The organism is Enterobacter cloacae complex sp. P43RS, from assembly GCF_014930585.1.
In the GTDB taxonomy this organism is placed as follows: Bacteria; Pseudomonadota; Gammaproteobacteria; order Enterobacterales; family Enterobacteriaceae; genus Enterobacter; species Enterobacter bugandensis.
On sequence record NZ_JADBRJ010000002.1, the window covers coordinates 264,001 to 279,796 of the forward strand.

The following is a 15,796-nucleotide window of genomic DNA, read 5'->3' on the forward strand; positions in this document are numbered from 1 at the left end:
TTAATTGCTGAAACGATGGTGACAGTCACACTTCGGAATCATTGCCCGCGCCTCCCTATTGTCGGAGGCGCGCTTTACGCTATGTTGACAATTAGTTCCTCAAATGTAACTAAAAGGTTAACTATAATGTCGAACACGTTCCGAATTTCTCTGCTTACCGCTACCGTACTGTTCTCTGCTTCTGCACTCTCTGCCCTGCCGCAGGGCTATCCTGCTGAGTATCAAAAAGTTGTCGATGCCGCCACCAAAGAGGGCAAGGTGGTGATTTACTCCACCACCGACACCAAAGCCGCCGGGCCGCTGATTGCGGGCTTCGAAAAAACCTACCCGGGCATCAAAGTTGAATACAACGACATGAACAGCACCGAGCTGTACAACCGTTTTATCAGCGAACAGGCCTCCGGTGGCGGTAGCGGCGACGTGGTCTGGAGCTCCTCAATGGACACCGGGCTGAAACTCGCCACCGACTACGCCATGGAGTACAAATCGCCGGAGCAAAGTCAGCTGCCGAAATGGGCAGTCTGGAAAGATAAGGCATACGGCACCACCTATGAGCCAGTGGTCTTTATCTACAACAAGCGCCTGATCCCGGCTGGCGACGTGCCGGATTCTCACGCCGCGCTGGCGAAGCTGATTGCCAGCCAGACGGACAAATTCAAGAGCAAAGTCACCACCTACGACATCGAAAAATCGGGTCTTGGCTTTATGCTTTCCGTGCAGGATCACAAGGCCGATCCAAACTACTTTAAAACCCTGGCCGACGTCGCCAAAGGCGGCTTAGCGGTGCAGTCATCAACGGGCACCATGATGGAGAGGGTTTCCTCCGGTGAAAACCTGATCGGCTTTAACATCCTCGGATCCTATGCTGAAGCCCGCGCGAAGAACGATCCTTCTCTCGGCATTTCGTACCCGAAAGATTACACGCTGGTGCTCTCGCGCGTGTCGTTCATCAGCCAGCAGGCGCAAAACAGCAATGCGGCAAAACTGTGGCTGGACTATGTGCTGTCTGAAAAAGGGCAAAGCATTCTGGCCAGTCAGGCGGATATTCCCTCCATCCGTAACGATATCGAAGGCAAAAATGATATTGACGGCCTGACCAAAATCCTCGGTAACGCGCTGAAGCCGATCCCGGTTGATGAAACGCTGCTGGAGTACCTGCAGCCGAAAAAACGCCTGGAGTACATCAAAGAGTGGCGTGCAGCCGCCGCCAAATAAGCGTTCGGGCGCGGCGCACGCCGTCGCGCTCCCTGTCGACTGAGTTCGTTTTATTGGGCTGCAACACCAGGGATACCCCATGAATACATTACGCAGAAAGTGGCAAAGCCTGCCGCGCGGCTTCGTCGTGCTGATAACCGCTCTGGTTATCTACACGCCGCTGTCATTTATCGTGATACAGAGCTTCCTGTCCGCTCCGTTCTTTTCTCCGGCAAAAGAGTGGAGCCTTGAATCATTTGGCTTTATCTTCACCGACCCTGATTTCTATAAGGCCCTGAGAAGCGGCTTTATTCTCGCCTTCGGGCTGGTCATCATCGCCATTCCGCTGGGTGGCGTGCTGGCGTTTCTGATGGTTCGCACCGACCTGCCCGGCCGCCGCCTGATTGAACCGCTGATCCTGGTCCCCATTTTCGTATCGCCGATGGTGCTCGGCTTTGGCTATGTGGTGGCCGCCGGTCCGGTGGGCTTTCTGTCCCTGTGGGCGCAGGCGCTGATCGGCTTTGTGCCGTGGAACATCTACGATATGTCGAGCATCGTGGTCATTGCTGGCCTGACGCACGTGCCGCATGCCTATCTCTATATTTCATCCGCGCTGCGCAGCGTCGGCTCTGATGTGGAAGAAGCCGCGCGCATTGCGGGTGCCTCTCCGCTGCAGGTGATGACCTCCGTCAGCCTGCCGATGGTGCGCCCGTCGATCCTGTACGCCATCGTGCTGCTGTTCTTCCTCGGGCTGGAAGTATTTGGCCTGATGCTGGTGCTCGGCGATCCGGAAGGCAATATGGTGCTGGCAACCTACCTGTACCAGCTGACGAACAAGCTCGGCACGCCTTCCTATCACCTGATGGCGGCGGTTGCCGTGGTGCTGATTTGCATCACCATCCCGCTGGTGATGCTCCAGCGTCGTCTGATGCGCACCGCCAACCGCTTCGTCACTATGAAAGGGAAAGCCTCACAGGCTCGCGCGTTACCGCTGGGCAAATGGCGCTGGGTTGCCGGGGCGGTGGTTGCCTTCTGGCTCACCGTCACCATCGGCGTGCCGCTGCTCGGCGTGGTGCTGCGCGCGTTTATCTCCAACTGGGGTGTGGGCGTTTCGCTGTGGGATGAGCTTTCGCTGAGCACTTTCCGCACCATCTGGGCACAGCCCAACCTGCTGCGCGCCATCGTCAACTCCATGGCAATTGGGGTGATTGGCGGCGCACTGGCCGTGGCGTGCTACCTGTTCGTCGGGATTGCGATGCACCGTAAACCGGATAACACCACGCGCTTCCTGGACTACAGCGTGCTGGTGCCGCGCGCCGTGCCTGGCCTGCTTGCCGGTCTGGCGTTCCTGTGGGTGTTCCTGTTCCTGCCGATGTGGCTGGACAACTCGCTGAAATCCGGCTGGCTTTCCGGGTTCGCCTGGACCGACTGGATGCGCGAGAACGTCATCGTCTGGCTGCGTTCGCTGCGCAGCACCATTTTCAGCGTCTGGCTGGCCTATACCGTGGTGTGGATGGCTTACGGGCTGAGGCTTATCTCTTCCACGCTGCTGCAGGTGGGGCCAGAGCTTGAAGAAGCCGCGCGCAGCACCGGGGCGACGCGCGGGCAGATCACCCGCCATGTGACCATTCCCCTCTCCCGCTACGGTCTTATTGGTTCGTGGCTGCTGATGTTTCTGATCTTTGAGCGCGAATACTCAACGGGTGTGTATCTGCTTTCCCCCGGCACGGAGACCATCGGTTCAATGCTGGTTTCCCTCTGGGCCGCGGGTGCCATTGATATCGTGGCGGCGCTCTCTTTCATTAACATCCTGCTGGTCGTGGTAGGTCTGGGCATTGCCCTTCGTTTCGGAGTGAAAATACATGATTGAATTAGCGGTTGACGATCTGCACTTAACCTACGGCGACAATCCTGTTTTAAAAGGTGTCTCCATGAACCTGAAGCGCGGCGAAGTGGTCTCCCTGTTAGGCCCCTCCGGCAGCGGTAAAACCACCCTGCTGCGTGCCGTCGCGGGTCTGGAAAAACCGACGCAGGGGTCGATTGTCATTGGCAACAATAAAGTTTACGACGGCACGCCGCGCAGTGAGATCCCGGCAGAAGAGCGTAACCTGGGGCTGGTGTTCCAGTCCTATGCCCTATGGCCGCACAAAACCGTGTTTGAGAACGTGGCCTATCCGCTCAAGCTGCGTAAAGTTCCGGCCAAAGAGATCCAGCAGCGCGTACAGGACGTGCTGGACCAGCTGGGTCTGGGCCATCTTGGCAAACGACACCCGCACCAGCTCTCCGGCGGGCAACAGCAGCGCGTGGCGATTGGCCGGGCGCTGGTGTACAACCCACCGGTGATTTTGCTGGACGAGCCGCTTTCCAACCTCGACGCCAAGCTGCGCGAAGAGGCCCGCGTGTTCCTGCGCGAGCTGATTATCAAGCTCGGGTTATCCGCGCTGATGGTGACGCACGACCAGAACGAAGCGATGTCCATATCCGACCGCATCCTGCTGCTTAACAACGGCAAAATTGAGCAACAGGGCACGCCGCAGGAGATGTACGGCTCGCCAAAAACGCTGTTTACCGCCGAGTTTATGGGCAGCAACAACCGCCTGCACGGTAAGGTCACCGAAGTGCGCGACGGCAGAGCGCGTATCGAAGGAAAAGGCTGGGTGCTGTGGGGCCAGGCGGGCGAAGGGGTGCAGAGCGGTGATGACGCTACGGCGGTGATCCGGGTCGAACGCGTGGCGGTGGTTGAGGGGCCAGGGGAAAATCAGCTTGAGCTGCCGCTGCTCACCAGCATGTATCTTGGCGACCGCTGGGAGTACCTGTTCCGCACGCCGGGAGATGATTTTGTCATTCGCGCGTATGGGCATGAGGTTCGGGATCCGCAGCACTGCCATCTTTCGCTGCCGGAGAAGCATGTTTGGGTGTTCCCGAAAGGGTGAGTGTGAGAGGAAAGGCTGCAGGATGCGGCCTTTTCTTTAGGTGTATTATGAATGCATGCAAACATATCTTATGTTAAATTTTGTTTAGCCGTTATTAAGTATCACCATCGCTGTATATGGCAACATTTCATGCCTGTGTCGTTTGCATATAAAATTGTGGACATCGTATGTCCTACGATATCCACAACTAACCCAGGATTTAGGTCAAAAATTAAAAACTATACCCAATATTTAATACTCCAGAAATATTTCGATATCCCTGACTGCCGTTTTGATGAATACCTTCTACAGAAACCGAGAAATTATCTGCGATGTTCCCGGTAATTCCGACCCGCATGTCGAGCACATCTTTTGCTCCCTCAAACCCGACTTTTGTAGTATCCATTCGCACGGTATCTCCACTGGATTTACTGATCCAGTTTGCCTCAATATACGGCACCACACTACTCTTCCCTGTGGTTGGTACTTTATAGCTGAATCTGCTACCCAGGCGATAGGTGGCACTACCCTGATCTGTTTCAATACGGGTTCCATTTTTCTCTCTGAAAGTGTCACCTTTAATGTTATTCCATACGATCTGAGCGTTAGGTGTAATGGTAAATCTGTCGGTGGCTTTCCAGATGAATCCCCCTTCAACGGAACCACTCAGTCCAGCACTGGTATATTTTTCGGTACTAATGTCATCCCCGTTTACCTTATTTGTAAAGTGATTATATAACATCCATGATTCAAGATAGGTGCTGCCGGTGTCAGAAAGGTTATGGCTCCAGTTAGCATAAACCCCACCACTGTACCCGGTGACACTTCCTTCAGATTTATAACCGTTCACGCGAGAGTGACTTTTACTGTTTTGCCTGCCATACCCCGTCATGACGCCCACATTGATTACATCTTTTTTAGCGTTCTCATACGTTAATAAATCACCTCCCAGCTGAACTGTATAGCGAGAATAGCTGTTGTCCAGCTGTCCACCTGCTGCATCAAAATCGGTATCATGGCCGGTTTGACGTAGCCATATCCCCGGATGGTCTGATGCGCCCGTCACATAATCTTGCGAGTCGATTTTGCCGTAACGGTCTTTGTAGCGGGTGGAAAACATATCGGTTGCCATGATGTTTGCCAGGTAGCTTCCGCTTTCAGGCCGAATAACGTGTCTTGCTTCCGGTGGCGTCACATCCGGCGGCGTTACATCCGGTGGCGTTATATCCGGTGGCGTTATATCCGGTGGCGTTATATCCGGTGGCGTTACATCCGGCGGCGGCGATGACGTGTCTACACTCGTCAGATGCCAGTCTTTACCGTTTTCAGCACGTTTAAGTGAATAGTCCCATGCGCCCGCTACAATACGTTCTTTTTGAACAAAATCGCCCTGTGACGTACCGGCTACGGTAATTAATGGAATACCATTAAGGGTTTCGGCACCTTTCCCCCCCAGGTTATTTACAACGACCTGCGTGGTGCCGGAAGTGTTGCCCTGCACTTCTAACATGTCGGTAAGGGAGTCATCTCCTGCGAGCTGACTGTTGAAACGCAGTGTGCCATTGTTGCCGCTGTAATCTCCCAGCACCGTTAACTGCCGACCTACTGTGTCACCACTAAATGTCACATCACCGTTGTTGTTGAGTGCCCCCAAGGTTGTGTCCGTAACAATCCGCCAGTTGCCTCCTTCATTAACAGTCATCTTACGAACATTCTCTGCTGTCCCCTGCAAGGTACCGCCAGAATGCAATGTTACGTCAATATTACGGGCTGCCGAAAAAATATCTCCGCTGACCGTGCTGTTGCTAACAGAGAAATCAATGGTCTGCTTACTATTAGTGCTTTCACTTCTTAATAAGCTGTTATTTTCACTTACTACCTGAGTGCCACCATTGATTGCAATATTGACATCAGACTGAAAATCCTGAGCAATACGGAATACCGCGTCACTCGCAGACAAATCACTACCAGTTATATTGACTGTACTGGATTGACTTACATTATCATTAAAACTTATTGGATTATCGAAGTTAAGTACATGGCCGGAGGCGCCGCTGGCCGAACCTGTAACCCCCGTGAGTGATATGTCAACAGCCTCATTCGTTCTGATTAGCGAAGCTCCTTCACCTTCAGTACTAAGGGTAGCAGAATTGATATTCAATGATGTTTTATGATCACCATAGGCTTGAATAAAGACCGAATCACTACCCTTACCATGCGTAGTTAGCCTCCCGCCGCTTATTTCTGCATTGTGGCTGTGTTTACCATCTTGATCATAATCTGCAAAAAGTAGTGCGTATGAGTACTCCCCTGAAGTTTCAATGGTACTATCTTTCAACAATGTATTCCGGCCTTCTTGCCCTTCATGAGAAAGCCCAACGCCGTGATCACCTGTAACAGAAATAGATGAATCTATGAGTGAAAGATTATTATTAAAATGACGCAATGCGTACCCATATTCATACGAATCTGCATGAGCACGTGTCAAGTTTAAATTAATAGTGCTGTCAGTGATTTTTCCATTACTGTTAACCGCGTGAATAGCATCTGTATTACCCGCAGCATTAATTGTCACGTTATTAAATTCATAATCACCGGGTAACGCAGAGGTGTAGTTTATATTAACAGCTCTGCCTGGGGTTTCTCTTTTCTCTGCATTATAGTTTATGACTCCACCGCCCAGAAGTTTTAAAGATCCGGAACCATTAACATACAACGCATCATTTTGGTCGGGGTCAGCAGTTAAATTGAAACTACCTTCGCTAGTATAGTTGCTGTTTTCAATGTGTGCATAACGAAACTCTTGATCATTGCTATGTATGACATTTTCATTTGCAATATGTAAATCTTGAAGCGTTTCACTTTTAGCAAAATTTGCATACAGTGAATGCATAATACCTAACGCAACAATAGAAATAGACTTTGGAATAAAATATTTTTCTTTCATATATCAGTCCTGAAGAGAAAATTGATTGTTAATATGGACATACAAGTAAAAAACAAATTGATATCACAATGACTCAGCCCCCCTCTTTCTAATTATTTCAATCAAATTATGAGCTGATTTAATTCCAAGCTTCGCATAAACGTGATCTTTATGACTGTAACATGTCTTATGATTGATCTTCATCAGTCGTGAAATTTGTCTGATCGACATACCACTACAAAAATAACAAATCACTTTTAATTCTTGCTCAGAAAATCGCACGCATTTACATATATCACAATTATATCTTGTCCCACTTATTTTTGTGGGTTCTCTAAGCACCCGCCTGATGCAATTCTTAGTTATGCGGATGCTTGCCTGACTGTTCAAAACCAGCGCATCTCTGTAGCAACTGGGTCCTCGAGGAGCTATATCATGCAACCGGTCTACTATCATTATATTCATCGAATTTAGACAATTGCATATCATGGCGTTACACATTCTCTCTTCACCCCGGACTAGTTTTATTATATTTATCTCTCGTTCTTGATAATTCTCGAAGTTAGACTGAATGTTATTTTTTGAACATCTATTTAACAGAAATATTTCGTTGGCCACGTCACTTATACATGCCCGAAGTCCATGAATAAAAAACTGATCATCAACATAAAAATTGAATTTGATACACCCTATACGCATTGAATTCATCAAACCCACCATGAACGTAACATTTCAGAATGATACTTAATTAAGATCCATTAGTACTGAGAGTGAAAATTGTTGATAACAAAAATTAGTTAATACCCTTTAAAGAGAGGCATGATGATTGAATCATCTATACGATATCCATTGCCATAGATGTTTTTTATAAATGTCTCAGGCATGCCTATGTAAGATAGTTTTTTTCTTACGTCATTCATCGTTTGCCAAAGCCGCTGATTTGATGATGAGTAATTTTCGTTATCCCAAACGCATCTCATTATTTCTTCCTTATCAAGATAACTTCGCTTCCGGTTCATCAGCAAATAAGATAACAATCTTGATTGTGTATCGTTAAGAGAAACCACCTTTACAGTTAATGGCGAATCTGCTTTCCCCAAGCGACAAAGTATTATTCGCTTCTTATCGATTTCGTAGAGTGTATCTTCCTTCAGAAGGAAACCGAAAATGGTAGTATTCTTCATATCTCTGCCATTCATTAATCAGTTTAAAAACCACACTTTAACCAAGGCCATTGTAAGAAATCTCTTACAAACGACAACTCCTCAAACAGGCGTAGTAAGTTTCATATGAACCGTCTTTCATGCAATATTTAAAACCATAAAAACACCTTAAACAGGATAAAATCTTACAAAAAAACACTCTCACAGTTCATCAAACAAGAAAAACTACTTCGTTTAGAATTAGCATATGTGCCTTTTTTATAAGCTCTTTACCATTTAATGTAATGAAAAACCCATAACCAGTTGATTTAAAAAGAGTAACATCCTCGAGTAAGTAACAACCAAAGGGCTCTTCTGCTGTTTCACGAGCCTAGAATAGGCATGAACAAGGGATTTTTGGAGTGACTAAAATTGATTATTTTTCTTAATTGTTTTTATCTATTATAATCAATAAGATATGGTTTATTCTTAACCTTTTACCCCACCTTTCTCAGCTGTGTTATTTGGAGTTAAGAAAACCTCGTAACCATCTGAAAAAAAATAAATATTCAGCAAACTCCTAACTCTGTACTCTATACTTTCATTAGCATTCATAACTATGCACAGGCTTTTACTATGCCGTCAGCTTATATCCTTAATGACGTTGTCCTTTTTATACCTGAAGAAAATTGTCTTAGGCCCCTGGGAGCCCGAGGGAAGGAAGTGGTACTTCATGCCCCGGCAAGCCGGCTTCTTGAGCACCTGCTAAAGCACAGCGGAAAAATTGTTAGCTATGATGATTTGATGCATTCGGTCTGGGAATCTAAGGGGCAAATCGTCACGGTCAATACGCTGTACCAGAATATATCGCTGCTGAGGAAAGGTTTAAAAAAAGCAGGTCTCGTATTGCCAGTCATACGTACCCATCCCAAAGCCGGGATTTCATATCGGGGGCAAGTTGAACCTGGAGATGAAATTATTCAAGTTCCTGACCGGGAAGTTATGTCTGATACGGATTTATCTTCTGTTGAGTTACCCTCACCGACCGCAAGCACTGTGAATGATGATGATTCGGATCATTCATTTATCAGCAATCAGATGTCTTCATCAACCGTTTCGCCCGCTTCAGGAAGGTTTTGGAGTCGACAGATACCCAGATCTATTTATGCTTTAATAATTCTTTTTGTGATTGTTGCAGTAGTGTTGATTTCTTTCCGGTCTGACAAATCAACTTTCTCAGTCGCACATATCATCGCTGCACACGTTAACCATTGTCCGGTTTACGTTAATAAAGAGAACAGCAATAAAAATATAGGGCCCCTTATCGAATTTATACGGGATAGCGGAATCGAATGTAAACCCGGAGAATATCTTTATCTTGCAAGGAATATGAATCATGAAGAGATGCTGATATTCAGATGCTCCAGACAAAAAAATGGTGAGCATCAATGTGTGACAGCAATGAGGCTACCCTTATAATTGTTCCTGTTTTTATTACATATTATTCAACCTGCTCCCAAAAATAGTCTTTGCCAACCTCCCTTTTTCCGTAGTGTATTTAACGATTGAGGACGGGATGTTCGCATCCTGACCGTGGATCCAGGAGAAGAAGTGCGGTCAGCCAACGGCCAAAGCGCGGTGAACTATACTTTGTCAGATCCAGTAATATTTTCATCTACTGTATAATCTCAACATTCCAGGAGATCACATGCAGGCACCCGGTATTCCGGAGAATGAACAACAAAGGCTCAAGTCTCTGTATATTACCGGCCTTCTTGATACCCGCGACGATGAGCGTTTTGAGCGTCTGACGCGGCTGGCCCGGAGAGTCTTTCAGGTACCGGTGGCCCTGATAAGCCTGCTGGATCGCGAGCGCCAGTGGCTCCTCGCCTGTCAGGGAGTGGGGACTCGCGAAACCCCGCGCAGTATATCGTTTTGCGGGCATGCCATTCTGCAGGAGGGGCCCTTCATCATTCACGATGCGGCGGCCGATGAGCGGTTCCACGATAATCCCCTGGTCACCGGTGAACCCCACATCCGGTTCTATGCCGGCCAGCCGGTGAGCCTGCCGGACGGCACGATTGCTGGCACGCTGTGCCTGATCCACACCTCTCCCCGCGGCTTCACGGATGAGGACATTGCGTCACTCCGGGACCTGGCCTGTATTGTGGAGGACGAATTCCAGGCCATCAGCATGGCCATGACGGACAGCCTGACGGGGATACCCAACCGGCGCGGGTTTTACCGTGCCGGAGAAAAACTCTTCCACACGATGAACCAGCATGACGCGACGTTCAGCCTCATCTATTTCGATCTGGACAAGTTCAAGCCGGTTAACGATCTCTGGGGGCATGCTGAGGGTGACGAGGTGCTTAAGGTCTTTGCCGGATTTTTACATCAGCACCTCGAACCGGGCGAAGTAGCAGGCCGCCTCGGCGGGGATGAGTTTGCTGCCCTGATCCGGCGAAACGGGAACACGAGTTCTTTTCTGCACGCGCTGAGTGCCAGTCTGGATCATTACAATGACACCTCGGGTAAGCCCTACAACATCAATTATTCCTTTGGCGAACTGATCAATAACGCAGACCAGTACGCGACGCTGGCAGAAATGATCGGTAAATGTGACGAAGTGATGTACCTGAAGAAAAAACGAAAGACCCTGTCACAGAAAACGGAATCGTGACCCCTTCCTTCCCGACTGACCCTGGTCTCCGGACCCGGGGTTCAGCCGTACTCGATAAAACATCATTTTTAACATCAGTTTGCATAAAGTCATTTTAAGTTGCGCTCAGAGCAATAATGCCCTGTCCGCACTAGTTTCCGTACATTTCTGCTTTATCTGCACCAGTCTCACTCTTCCTCCGCCAGGATCCGAAAATTATCAGTTTCGGATCTTTAATATCCACACTGCTACATTTTCGTGAAGCAATTACCATTTACCCCGTATAGATCAATTTTAACAGGGAGTTAGCGGTAATTCTCACCTCTGATAACGACTCTGGTCTTAAGCAACTGTTACCGCTTTGCACATTACCTCACCGAAGTATATTTCCGGAAGAGTGCTCTATGTCGGAAAGTCGGATCTCATAAAGGTAGTTGTCCGGTAATTACATGATGTTGTTATTTGAATGATTATTATCAGGAAGGAAAGGATGGTGACAGGAAAACCAAACGACTGAGGGTCTGGAGCTTTGATAGAGAAATATTTCAGAGCGGAAATATTCCATGTGTAAGAGGCTCTTAAAAGACTTTAAACGCTGTTTTTTCGAATGAAAATTGAGTCTGGAAGACTTCTGAAGAGTTGAAACTGGAGCGGGCGAAGGGAATCGAACCCTCGTATAGAGCTTGGGAAGCTCTCGTTCTACCATTGAACTACGCCCGCTTTGAGGTGCGTAAGGCATTATAGACCTTACGCACCTTCATACAAGCCTCTTCACAACTAACAGGCGATTAAATAATCACTTAGCACTTCGGTTTGCTGCCGGGCGCAGGAAGGTAACGCTGCGGATCGATGGCCGTCGCCTTATAGCGGATCTGGAAGTGCAGCTTCACCGAATCGGTACCGGTGCTGCCCATGGTGGCTATCTTCTGCCCCGCCTTCACGTTCTGCCCGTTGTTGACCAGCATCGTGTCGTTATGCGCGTAGGCGGTGATGTAATCTTCGCCATGCTTAATCATGATGAGGTTACCGTAGCCGCGCAGCTGGTTACCGACGTAAACCACCTTCCCTGCCCCGGAGGCATAAACCGGCGTACCGCGCGCAGCGGCGATATCAATACCCTTGTTGCCACCTTCAGAGAGTGAGTAAGGGGCGACCACTTTACCGCTGGCAGGCCAAATCCAGCAGCGCTGTCCAACCGGCGGCCATGACGATTGCGGTACCTGATAGGACGGCGTCACTTTGGCGGTTTTGCCTTTCGATGAGGATTTTTTGCCCGAGGACGAACTGCCGTTCACCTTGAGCTTTTGTCCCACTTCGATGGTGTACGGCGGAGAGATGTTATTCAGGCGCGCCAGATCCTTCACGCTGGTCCCCGTTGCGCGCGAAATCCGGTACAGCGTATCCCCGCGCTTAACGGTATAGACCGAACCGGAATAGCTACCCATATCCGACGATTTGCTTCCTGAACAGCCAGCCAAGAATAGCGTCAGCGTCAGGCAAAAGATGGCGATGATGGGGTTTCTCGTCAGGCTTCCTGCAAACAAAACAGATCCTCGGTCAGCGTGAATGGCGCACTATGATACCAGCCCGGAGAGATATGGGTCAGCCCTTTTCCGCTCCTGGAAACAAACCGTTCGTATAAGATTGCCGTATAATGCTCCCTGTTGATGGTGCAGAACCATCCGCATCGTTGGCTCTGGAGCATGAATGAGTATTCAAGAACACGTTATTTTGGTTAATGACCAGGGAATGGTGATTGGCACTCAGGAAAAATACGCCGCGCACACCACCCAAACCCCGCTGCATCTGGCGTTCTCATCCTGGCTGTTTAACGCCGAAGGCGAGTGTCTGGTAACCCGACGCGCACTAAGTAAAAAAGCCTGGCCGGGCGTCTGGACGAACTCCGTCTGCGGTCACCCTCAATCTGGTGAACGGACGGAAGAGGCAATTATCCGTCGCTGCCGCGATGAGATTGGCGCAGAAATTACCGCGATTACGCCTGTCGCCTCAGAATTCCGCTACCGCGAAACGGATCCTTCCGGGATCGTGGAAAACGAGATTTGCCCGGTCTTCGCTGCCCGCGTCACCAGCGAACTGCGAATTAACCATGATGAAGTGATGGCATTTGAATGGGTGACGCTGGAGTCGTTATTCCGCGCGCTGGACGCCGCCCCATGGAGCTTTAGCCCGTGGATGGTGCAGGAAGCAACGGTCGCGCGAGACGCGCTGAGAGCGTTCGCGGCGCAATAAAAAAGCCCCTTTCGGGGCTTTTTTAGCAACGTAACGCCTTATTTCACCGGGCGCATTGCCGGGAACAGGATCACGTCACGAATGGTGTGGCTGTTGGTGAACAGCATCACCATACGGTCGATACCAATACCCAAACCTGCGGTTGGCGGCAGGCCATGCTCCAGCGCGGTCACATAGTCTTCATCGAAGAACATCGCTTCGTCATCGCCTGCTGCTTTCGCGTCAACCTGATCCTGGAAACGCTGCGCCTGGTCTTCCGCATCGTTCAGCTCGCTAAAACCGTTGCCGATTTCACGGCCGCCGATAAAGAATTCGAAACGGTCAGTGATTTCCGGGTTCTCGTCATTACGACGCGCCAGCGGAGAGACTTCCGCCGGGTATTCGGTAATGAAGGTCGGCTGAATCAGGTGTGCTTCCGCCACTTCTTCGAAGATCTCGGTCACGATGCGGCCCAGACCCCAGCTCTTCTCAACCTTGATGCCGATGCTTTCAGCGATGGCCTTCGCAGAGTCGAAGTTATCCAGATCCGCCATGTTGGTTTCCGGACGGTATTTCTTGATCGCTTCGCGCATGGTCAGTTTTTCGAACGGCTTGCCGAAGTCGAAGACTTCTTCACCGTAAGGAACCTGCGTGGTGCCCAGAATATCCTGCGCCAGGGTACGGAACAGGGATTCGGTCAGCTCGATCAGATCTTTGTAATCCGCGTACGCCATATAGAGTTCCATCATGGTGAACTCTGGGTTATGGCGAACGGAGATACCTTCGTTACGGAAGTTACGGTTGATTTCAAACACGCGGTCGAAACCACCGACCACCAGACGCTTCAGGTACAGTTCCGGCGCGATACGCAGGTACATGTCCAGGTCCAGGGCGTTGTGATGGGTGATGAACGGACGCGCAGACGCGCCACCAGGGATCACCTGCATCATCGGGGTTTCCACTTCCATAAAGTCGCGGTTGACCATGAACTGGCGAATACCGGCCATGATCTGGGAGCGAATTTTGAAGGTCTTGCGGGATTCATCGTTAGAGATGAGATCCAGGTAACGCTGACGGTAGCGCGCTTCCTGATCCTGCAGGCCGTGGAACTTGTCCGGCAGCGGGCGCAGGGCTTTGGTCAGCAGACGCAGCTCGGTGCAGTGGATAGACAGTTCACCGGTTTTAGTTTTAAACAGTTTACCTTTCGCGCCCAGGATATCGCCCAGGTCCCACTTTTTGAACTGCTCGTTGTAGATGCCTTCCGGCAGGTCGTCACGGGAAACGTACAGCTGAATACGGCCACCCACGTCCTGCAAGGTCACGAAGGAGGCTTTACCCATGATACGGCGGGTCATCATACGGCCTGCAACGGCCACTTCGATGTTCAGCGCTTCCAGCTCTTCGTTCTCTTTACCGTCGAAGTCAGCGTGCAGTTGGTCTGAGGTGTGGTCACGACGAAAATCGTTCGGGAACGGCACGCCCTGCTCGCGCAGCGCTGCCAGCTTCTCGCGGCGGGTTTTCAGTTCGTTGTTAAGATCGACTACCGCGTCAGCGCCCTGTGCTTGTTGTTCAGACATGTTGGTTCCTCATAACCCTGCTTTCAAACTTGCTTCGATAAATTGGTCCAGGCTGCCGTCCAGCACCGCCTGCGTGTTGCGGGTTTCAACCCCGGTACGCAGGTCTTTGATGCGGGAGTCATCAAGGACGTAAGAACGGATCTGGCTGCCCCAACCGATGTCGGACTTGTTGTCTTCCATCGCCTGTTTCTCAGCATTTTTCTTCTGCATCTCCAGCTCATAAAGCTTCGCTTTCATCTGCTTCATGGCCTGGTCTTTGTTCTTATGCTGGGAACGGTCGTTCTGGCACTGTGTTACCAGCCCGGTTGGAATGTGGGTAATACGCACCGCAGATTCCGTACGGTTAACGTGCTGACCACCCGCGCCGGACGCGCGGTAAACGTCAATACGCAGGTCCGCCGGGTTAATTTCGATATCGATATCTTCGTCAACTTCCGGGTAAACAAACGCAGAGCTGAAGGAGGTATGACGACGGCCACCGGAGTCGAACGGGCTCTTACGCACCAGGCGGTGAACGCCGGTTTCGGTACGCAGCCAGCCGTAGGCGTAGTCGCCAATGATCTTGATAGTGACGGATTTAATACCGGCCACTTCACCTTCAGACTCTTCGATAATTTCGGTTTTGAAGCCGCGCGCTTCCGCCCAACGCAGATACATACGCGTCAGCATGCTGGCCCAGTCCTGCGCTTCGGTACCGCCAGAACCTGCCTGAATATCGAGATAGCAGTCAGCGCTGTCGTATTCGCCGGAGAACATGCGACGGAATTCCAGCTGTGCCAGCTTCTCTTCCAGCCCGTCGAGTTCTGCCACGGCTTCGTTAAAGGTTTCTTCGTCGTCGGCTTCGACGGCCAGCTCCAGCAAACCGGAAACATCTTCCAGCCCCTGGGCCATTTGATCCAACGTATCTACGATAGCTTCGAGAGAGGAACGCTCTTTACCCAGCGCCTGTGCGCGTTCAGGTTCGTTCCAGACGTCCGGCTGTTCCAGCTCGGCATTTACTTCTTCAAGACGCTCTTTCTTGGCATCGTAGTCAAAGATACCCCCTAAGAACGTCAGAGCGCTCCGTGAGGTCCTGAATACGGTTTTTTACCGGATTAATTTCAAACATGGTCTGTTTTCTTTTATGGACTTGTCAAAATGCGGTGATAAGAGCG

12 protein-coding genes and 1 tRNA gene are annotated in these 15,796 nt (G+C 50.2%); 6 read left to right on the top strand and 7 right to left on the bottom strand.

Features of this window, described 5'->3' with window-relative positions:
* The first annotated feature begins 126 nt into the window (after positions 1 to 126).
* The 3 genes from IM294_RS05070 (at position 127) to IM294_RS05080 (ending at position 4,127) form a co-directional block, all read left to right on the top strand.
* Entirely contained in the window at positions 127 to 1,215 is a 1,089-nt protein-coding gene (locus IM294_RS05070; protein WP_028014307.1) for an ABC transporter substrate-binding protein, read from the top strand.
* 79 nt (positions 1,216 to 1,294) lie between these two features.
* Positions 1,295 to 3,064: an iron ABC transporter permease gene (locus IM294_RS05075; RefSeq protein ID WP_126817230.1), complete on the top strand. Its 1,770-nt coding sequence runs from the start codon at positions 1,295 to 1,297 to the stop codon at positions 3,062 to 3,064.
* Positions 3,057 to 4,127, top strand: a complete 1,071-nt coding sequence (locus IM294_RS05080) for an ABC transporter ATP-binding protein (RefSeq protein ID WP_041908363.1) — start codon at positions 3,057 to 3,059, stop codon at positions 4,125 to 4,127. Before IM294_RS05075 ends, IM294_RS05080 begins: the two co-directional genes overlap by 8 nt.
* Before the next feature lie 211 nt (positions 4,128 to 4,338).
* Here IM294_RS05080 and IM294_RS05085 read toward each other — a convergent pair whose 3' ends face one another.
* The 3 genes from IM294_RS05085 to IM294_RS05095 form a co-directional block, all read right to left on the bottom strand.
* Positions 4,339 to 7,053 (bottom strand): autotransporter outer membrane beta-barrel domain-containing protein, encoded by a 2,715-nt coding sequence (locus tag IM294_RS05085; protein WP_126817227.1) that lies wholly within the window; start codon positions 7,051 to 7,053, stop codon positions 4,339 to 4,341.
* A gap of 63 nt (positions 7,054 to 7,116) precedes the next feature.
* Positions 7,117 to 7,752 (bottom strand): helix-turn-helix transcriptional regulator, encoded by a 636-nt coding sequence (locus IM294_RS22225; RefSeq protein ID WP_126817225.1) that lies wholly within the window; start codon positions 7,750 to 7,752, stop codon positions 7,117 to 7,119.
* A gap of 77 nt (positions 7,753 to 7,829) precedes the next feature.
* Positions 7,830 to 8,216 carry a helix-turn-helix domain-containing protein gene (locus IM294_RS05095; protein ID WP_185860333.1) on the bottom strand — a complete coding sequence of 129 codons (387 nt, stop codon included), beginning with the start codon at positions 8,214 to 8,216 and terminating at the stop codon, positions 7,830 to 7,832.
* A 594-nt stretch (positions 8,217 to 8,810) separates the two neighbouring features.
* On the opposite strand from IM294_RS05095, the gene IM294_RS05100 reads away from it, so the two are divergent.
* Both IM294_RS05100 and IM294_RS05105 read left to right on the top strand, forming a co-directional pair.
* Entirely contained in the window at positions 8,811 to 9,653 is an 843-nt protein-coding gene (locus tag IM294_RS05100) for a winged helix-turn-helix domain-containing protein (RefSeq protein ID WP_126817221.1), read from the top strand.
* Positions 9,654 to 9,882: 229 nt separating this feature from the next.
* On the top strand, positions 9,883 to 10,857 hold the full coding sequence (locus IM294_RS05105; RefSeq protein WP_126817219.1) for a diguanylate cyclase: 975 nt from the start codon (positions 9,883 to 9,885) through the stop codon (positions 10,855 to 10,857).
* A 625-nt stretch (positions 10,858 to 11,482) separates the two neighbouring features.
* Here the strand turns inward: IM294_RS05105 and IM294_RS05110 are convergent.
* A tRNA-Gly gene (locus tag IM294_RS05110) sits at positions 11,483 to 11,556 on the bottom strand.
* A gap of 80 nt (positions 11,557 to 11,636) precedes the next feature.
* Positions 11,637 to 12,380 carry an amidase activator ActS gene (actS, locus tag IM294_RS05115; RefSeq protein ID WP_041908359.1) on the bottom strand — a complete coding sequence of 248 codons (744 nt, stop codon included), beginning with the start codon at positions 12,378 to 12,380 and terminating at the stop codon, positions 11,637 to 11,639.
* Positions 12,381 to 12,543: 163 nt separating this feature from the next.
* On the opposite strand from actS, the gene idi reads away from it, so the two are divergent.
* Positions 12,544 to 13,086: an isopentenyl-diphosphate Delta-isomerase gene (gene idi / locus IM294_RS05120; RefSeq protein WP_028014315.1), complete on the top strand. Its 543-nt coding sequence runs from the start codon at positions 12,544 to 12,546 to the stop codon at positions 13,084 to 13,086.
* A gap of 38 nt (positions 13,087 to 13,124) precedes the next feature.
* Here the strand turns inward: idi and lysS are convergent, their stop codons facing one another.
* Together lysS and prfB are read right to left on the bottom strand one after the other, a co-directional pair.
* The gene (gene lysS, locus IM294_RS05125) at positions 13,125 to 14,642 is read right to left on the bottom strand and encodes a lysine--tRNA ligase (RefSeq protein WP_014885130.1); all 1,518 of its coding nucleotides are present in this window, start codon (positions 14,640 to 14,642) and stop codon (positions 13,125 to 13,127) included.
* A 9-nt stretch (positions 14,643 to 14,651) separates the two neighbouring features.
* Positions 14,652 to 15,750, bottom strand: a protein-coding gene (prfB, locus tag IM294_RS05130; protein ID WP_100170824.1) for a peptide chain release factor 2 whose coding sequence is annotated in 2 segments (ribosomal slippage) — positions 14,652 to 15,674 and positions 15,676 to 15,750 — 1,098 coding nt in all. Because the reading frame shifts where the segments join, the coding sequence is not laid out codon by codon here.
* Positions 15,751 to 15,796 lie beyond the last annotated feature (46 nt).

Excerpts from the sequence above, each read along its gene's own strand:
- IM294_RS05070 (WP_028014307.1), top strand. The coding sequence starts at position 127 with ATGTCGAACACGTTCCGAATTTCTCTGCTTACCGCTACCGTACTGTTC.
- IM294_RS05075 (WP_126817230.1), top strand. The coding sequence starts at position 1,295 with ATGAATACATTACGCAGAAAGTGGCAAAGCCTGCCGCGCGGCTTCGTC.
- IM294_RS05080 (WP_041908363.1), top strand. The coding sequence starts at position 3,057 with ATGATTGAATTAGCGGTTGACGATCTGCACTTAACCTACGGCGACAAT.
- IM294_RS05085 (WP_126817227.1), bottom strand. The coding sequence starts at position 7,053 with ATGAAAGAAAAATATTTTATTCCAAAGTCTATTTCTATTGTTGCGTTA.
- IM294_RS22225 (WP_126817225.1), bottom strand. The coding sequence starts at position 7,752 with ATGGTGGGTTTGATGAATTCAATGCGTATAGGGTGTATCAAATTCAAT.
- IM294_RS05095 (WP_185860333.1), bottom strand. The coding sequence starts at position 8,216 with ATGAAGAATACTACCATTTTCGGTTTCCTTCTGAAGGAAGATACACTC.
- IM294_RS05100 (WP_126817221.1), top strand. The coding sequence starts at position 8,811 with ATGCCGTCAGCTTATATCCTTAATGACGTTGTCCTTTTTATACCTGAA.
- IM294_RS05105 (WP_126817219.1), top strand. The coding sequence starts at position 9,883 with ATGCAGGCACCCGGTATTCCGGAGAATGAACAACAAAGGCTCAAGTCT.
- idi (WP_028014315.1), top strand. The coding sequence starts at position 12,544 with ATGAGTATTCAAGAACACGTTATTTTGGTTAATGACCAGGGAATGGTG.
- lysS (WP_014885130.1), bottom strand. The coding sequence starts at position 14,642 with ATGTCTGAACAACAAGCACAGGGCGCTGACGCGGTAGTCGATCTTAAC.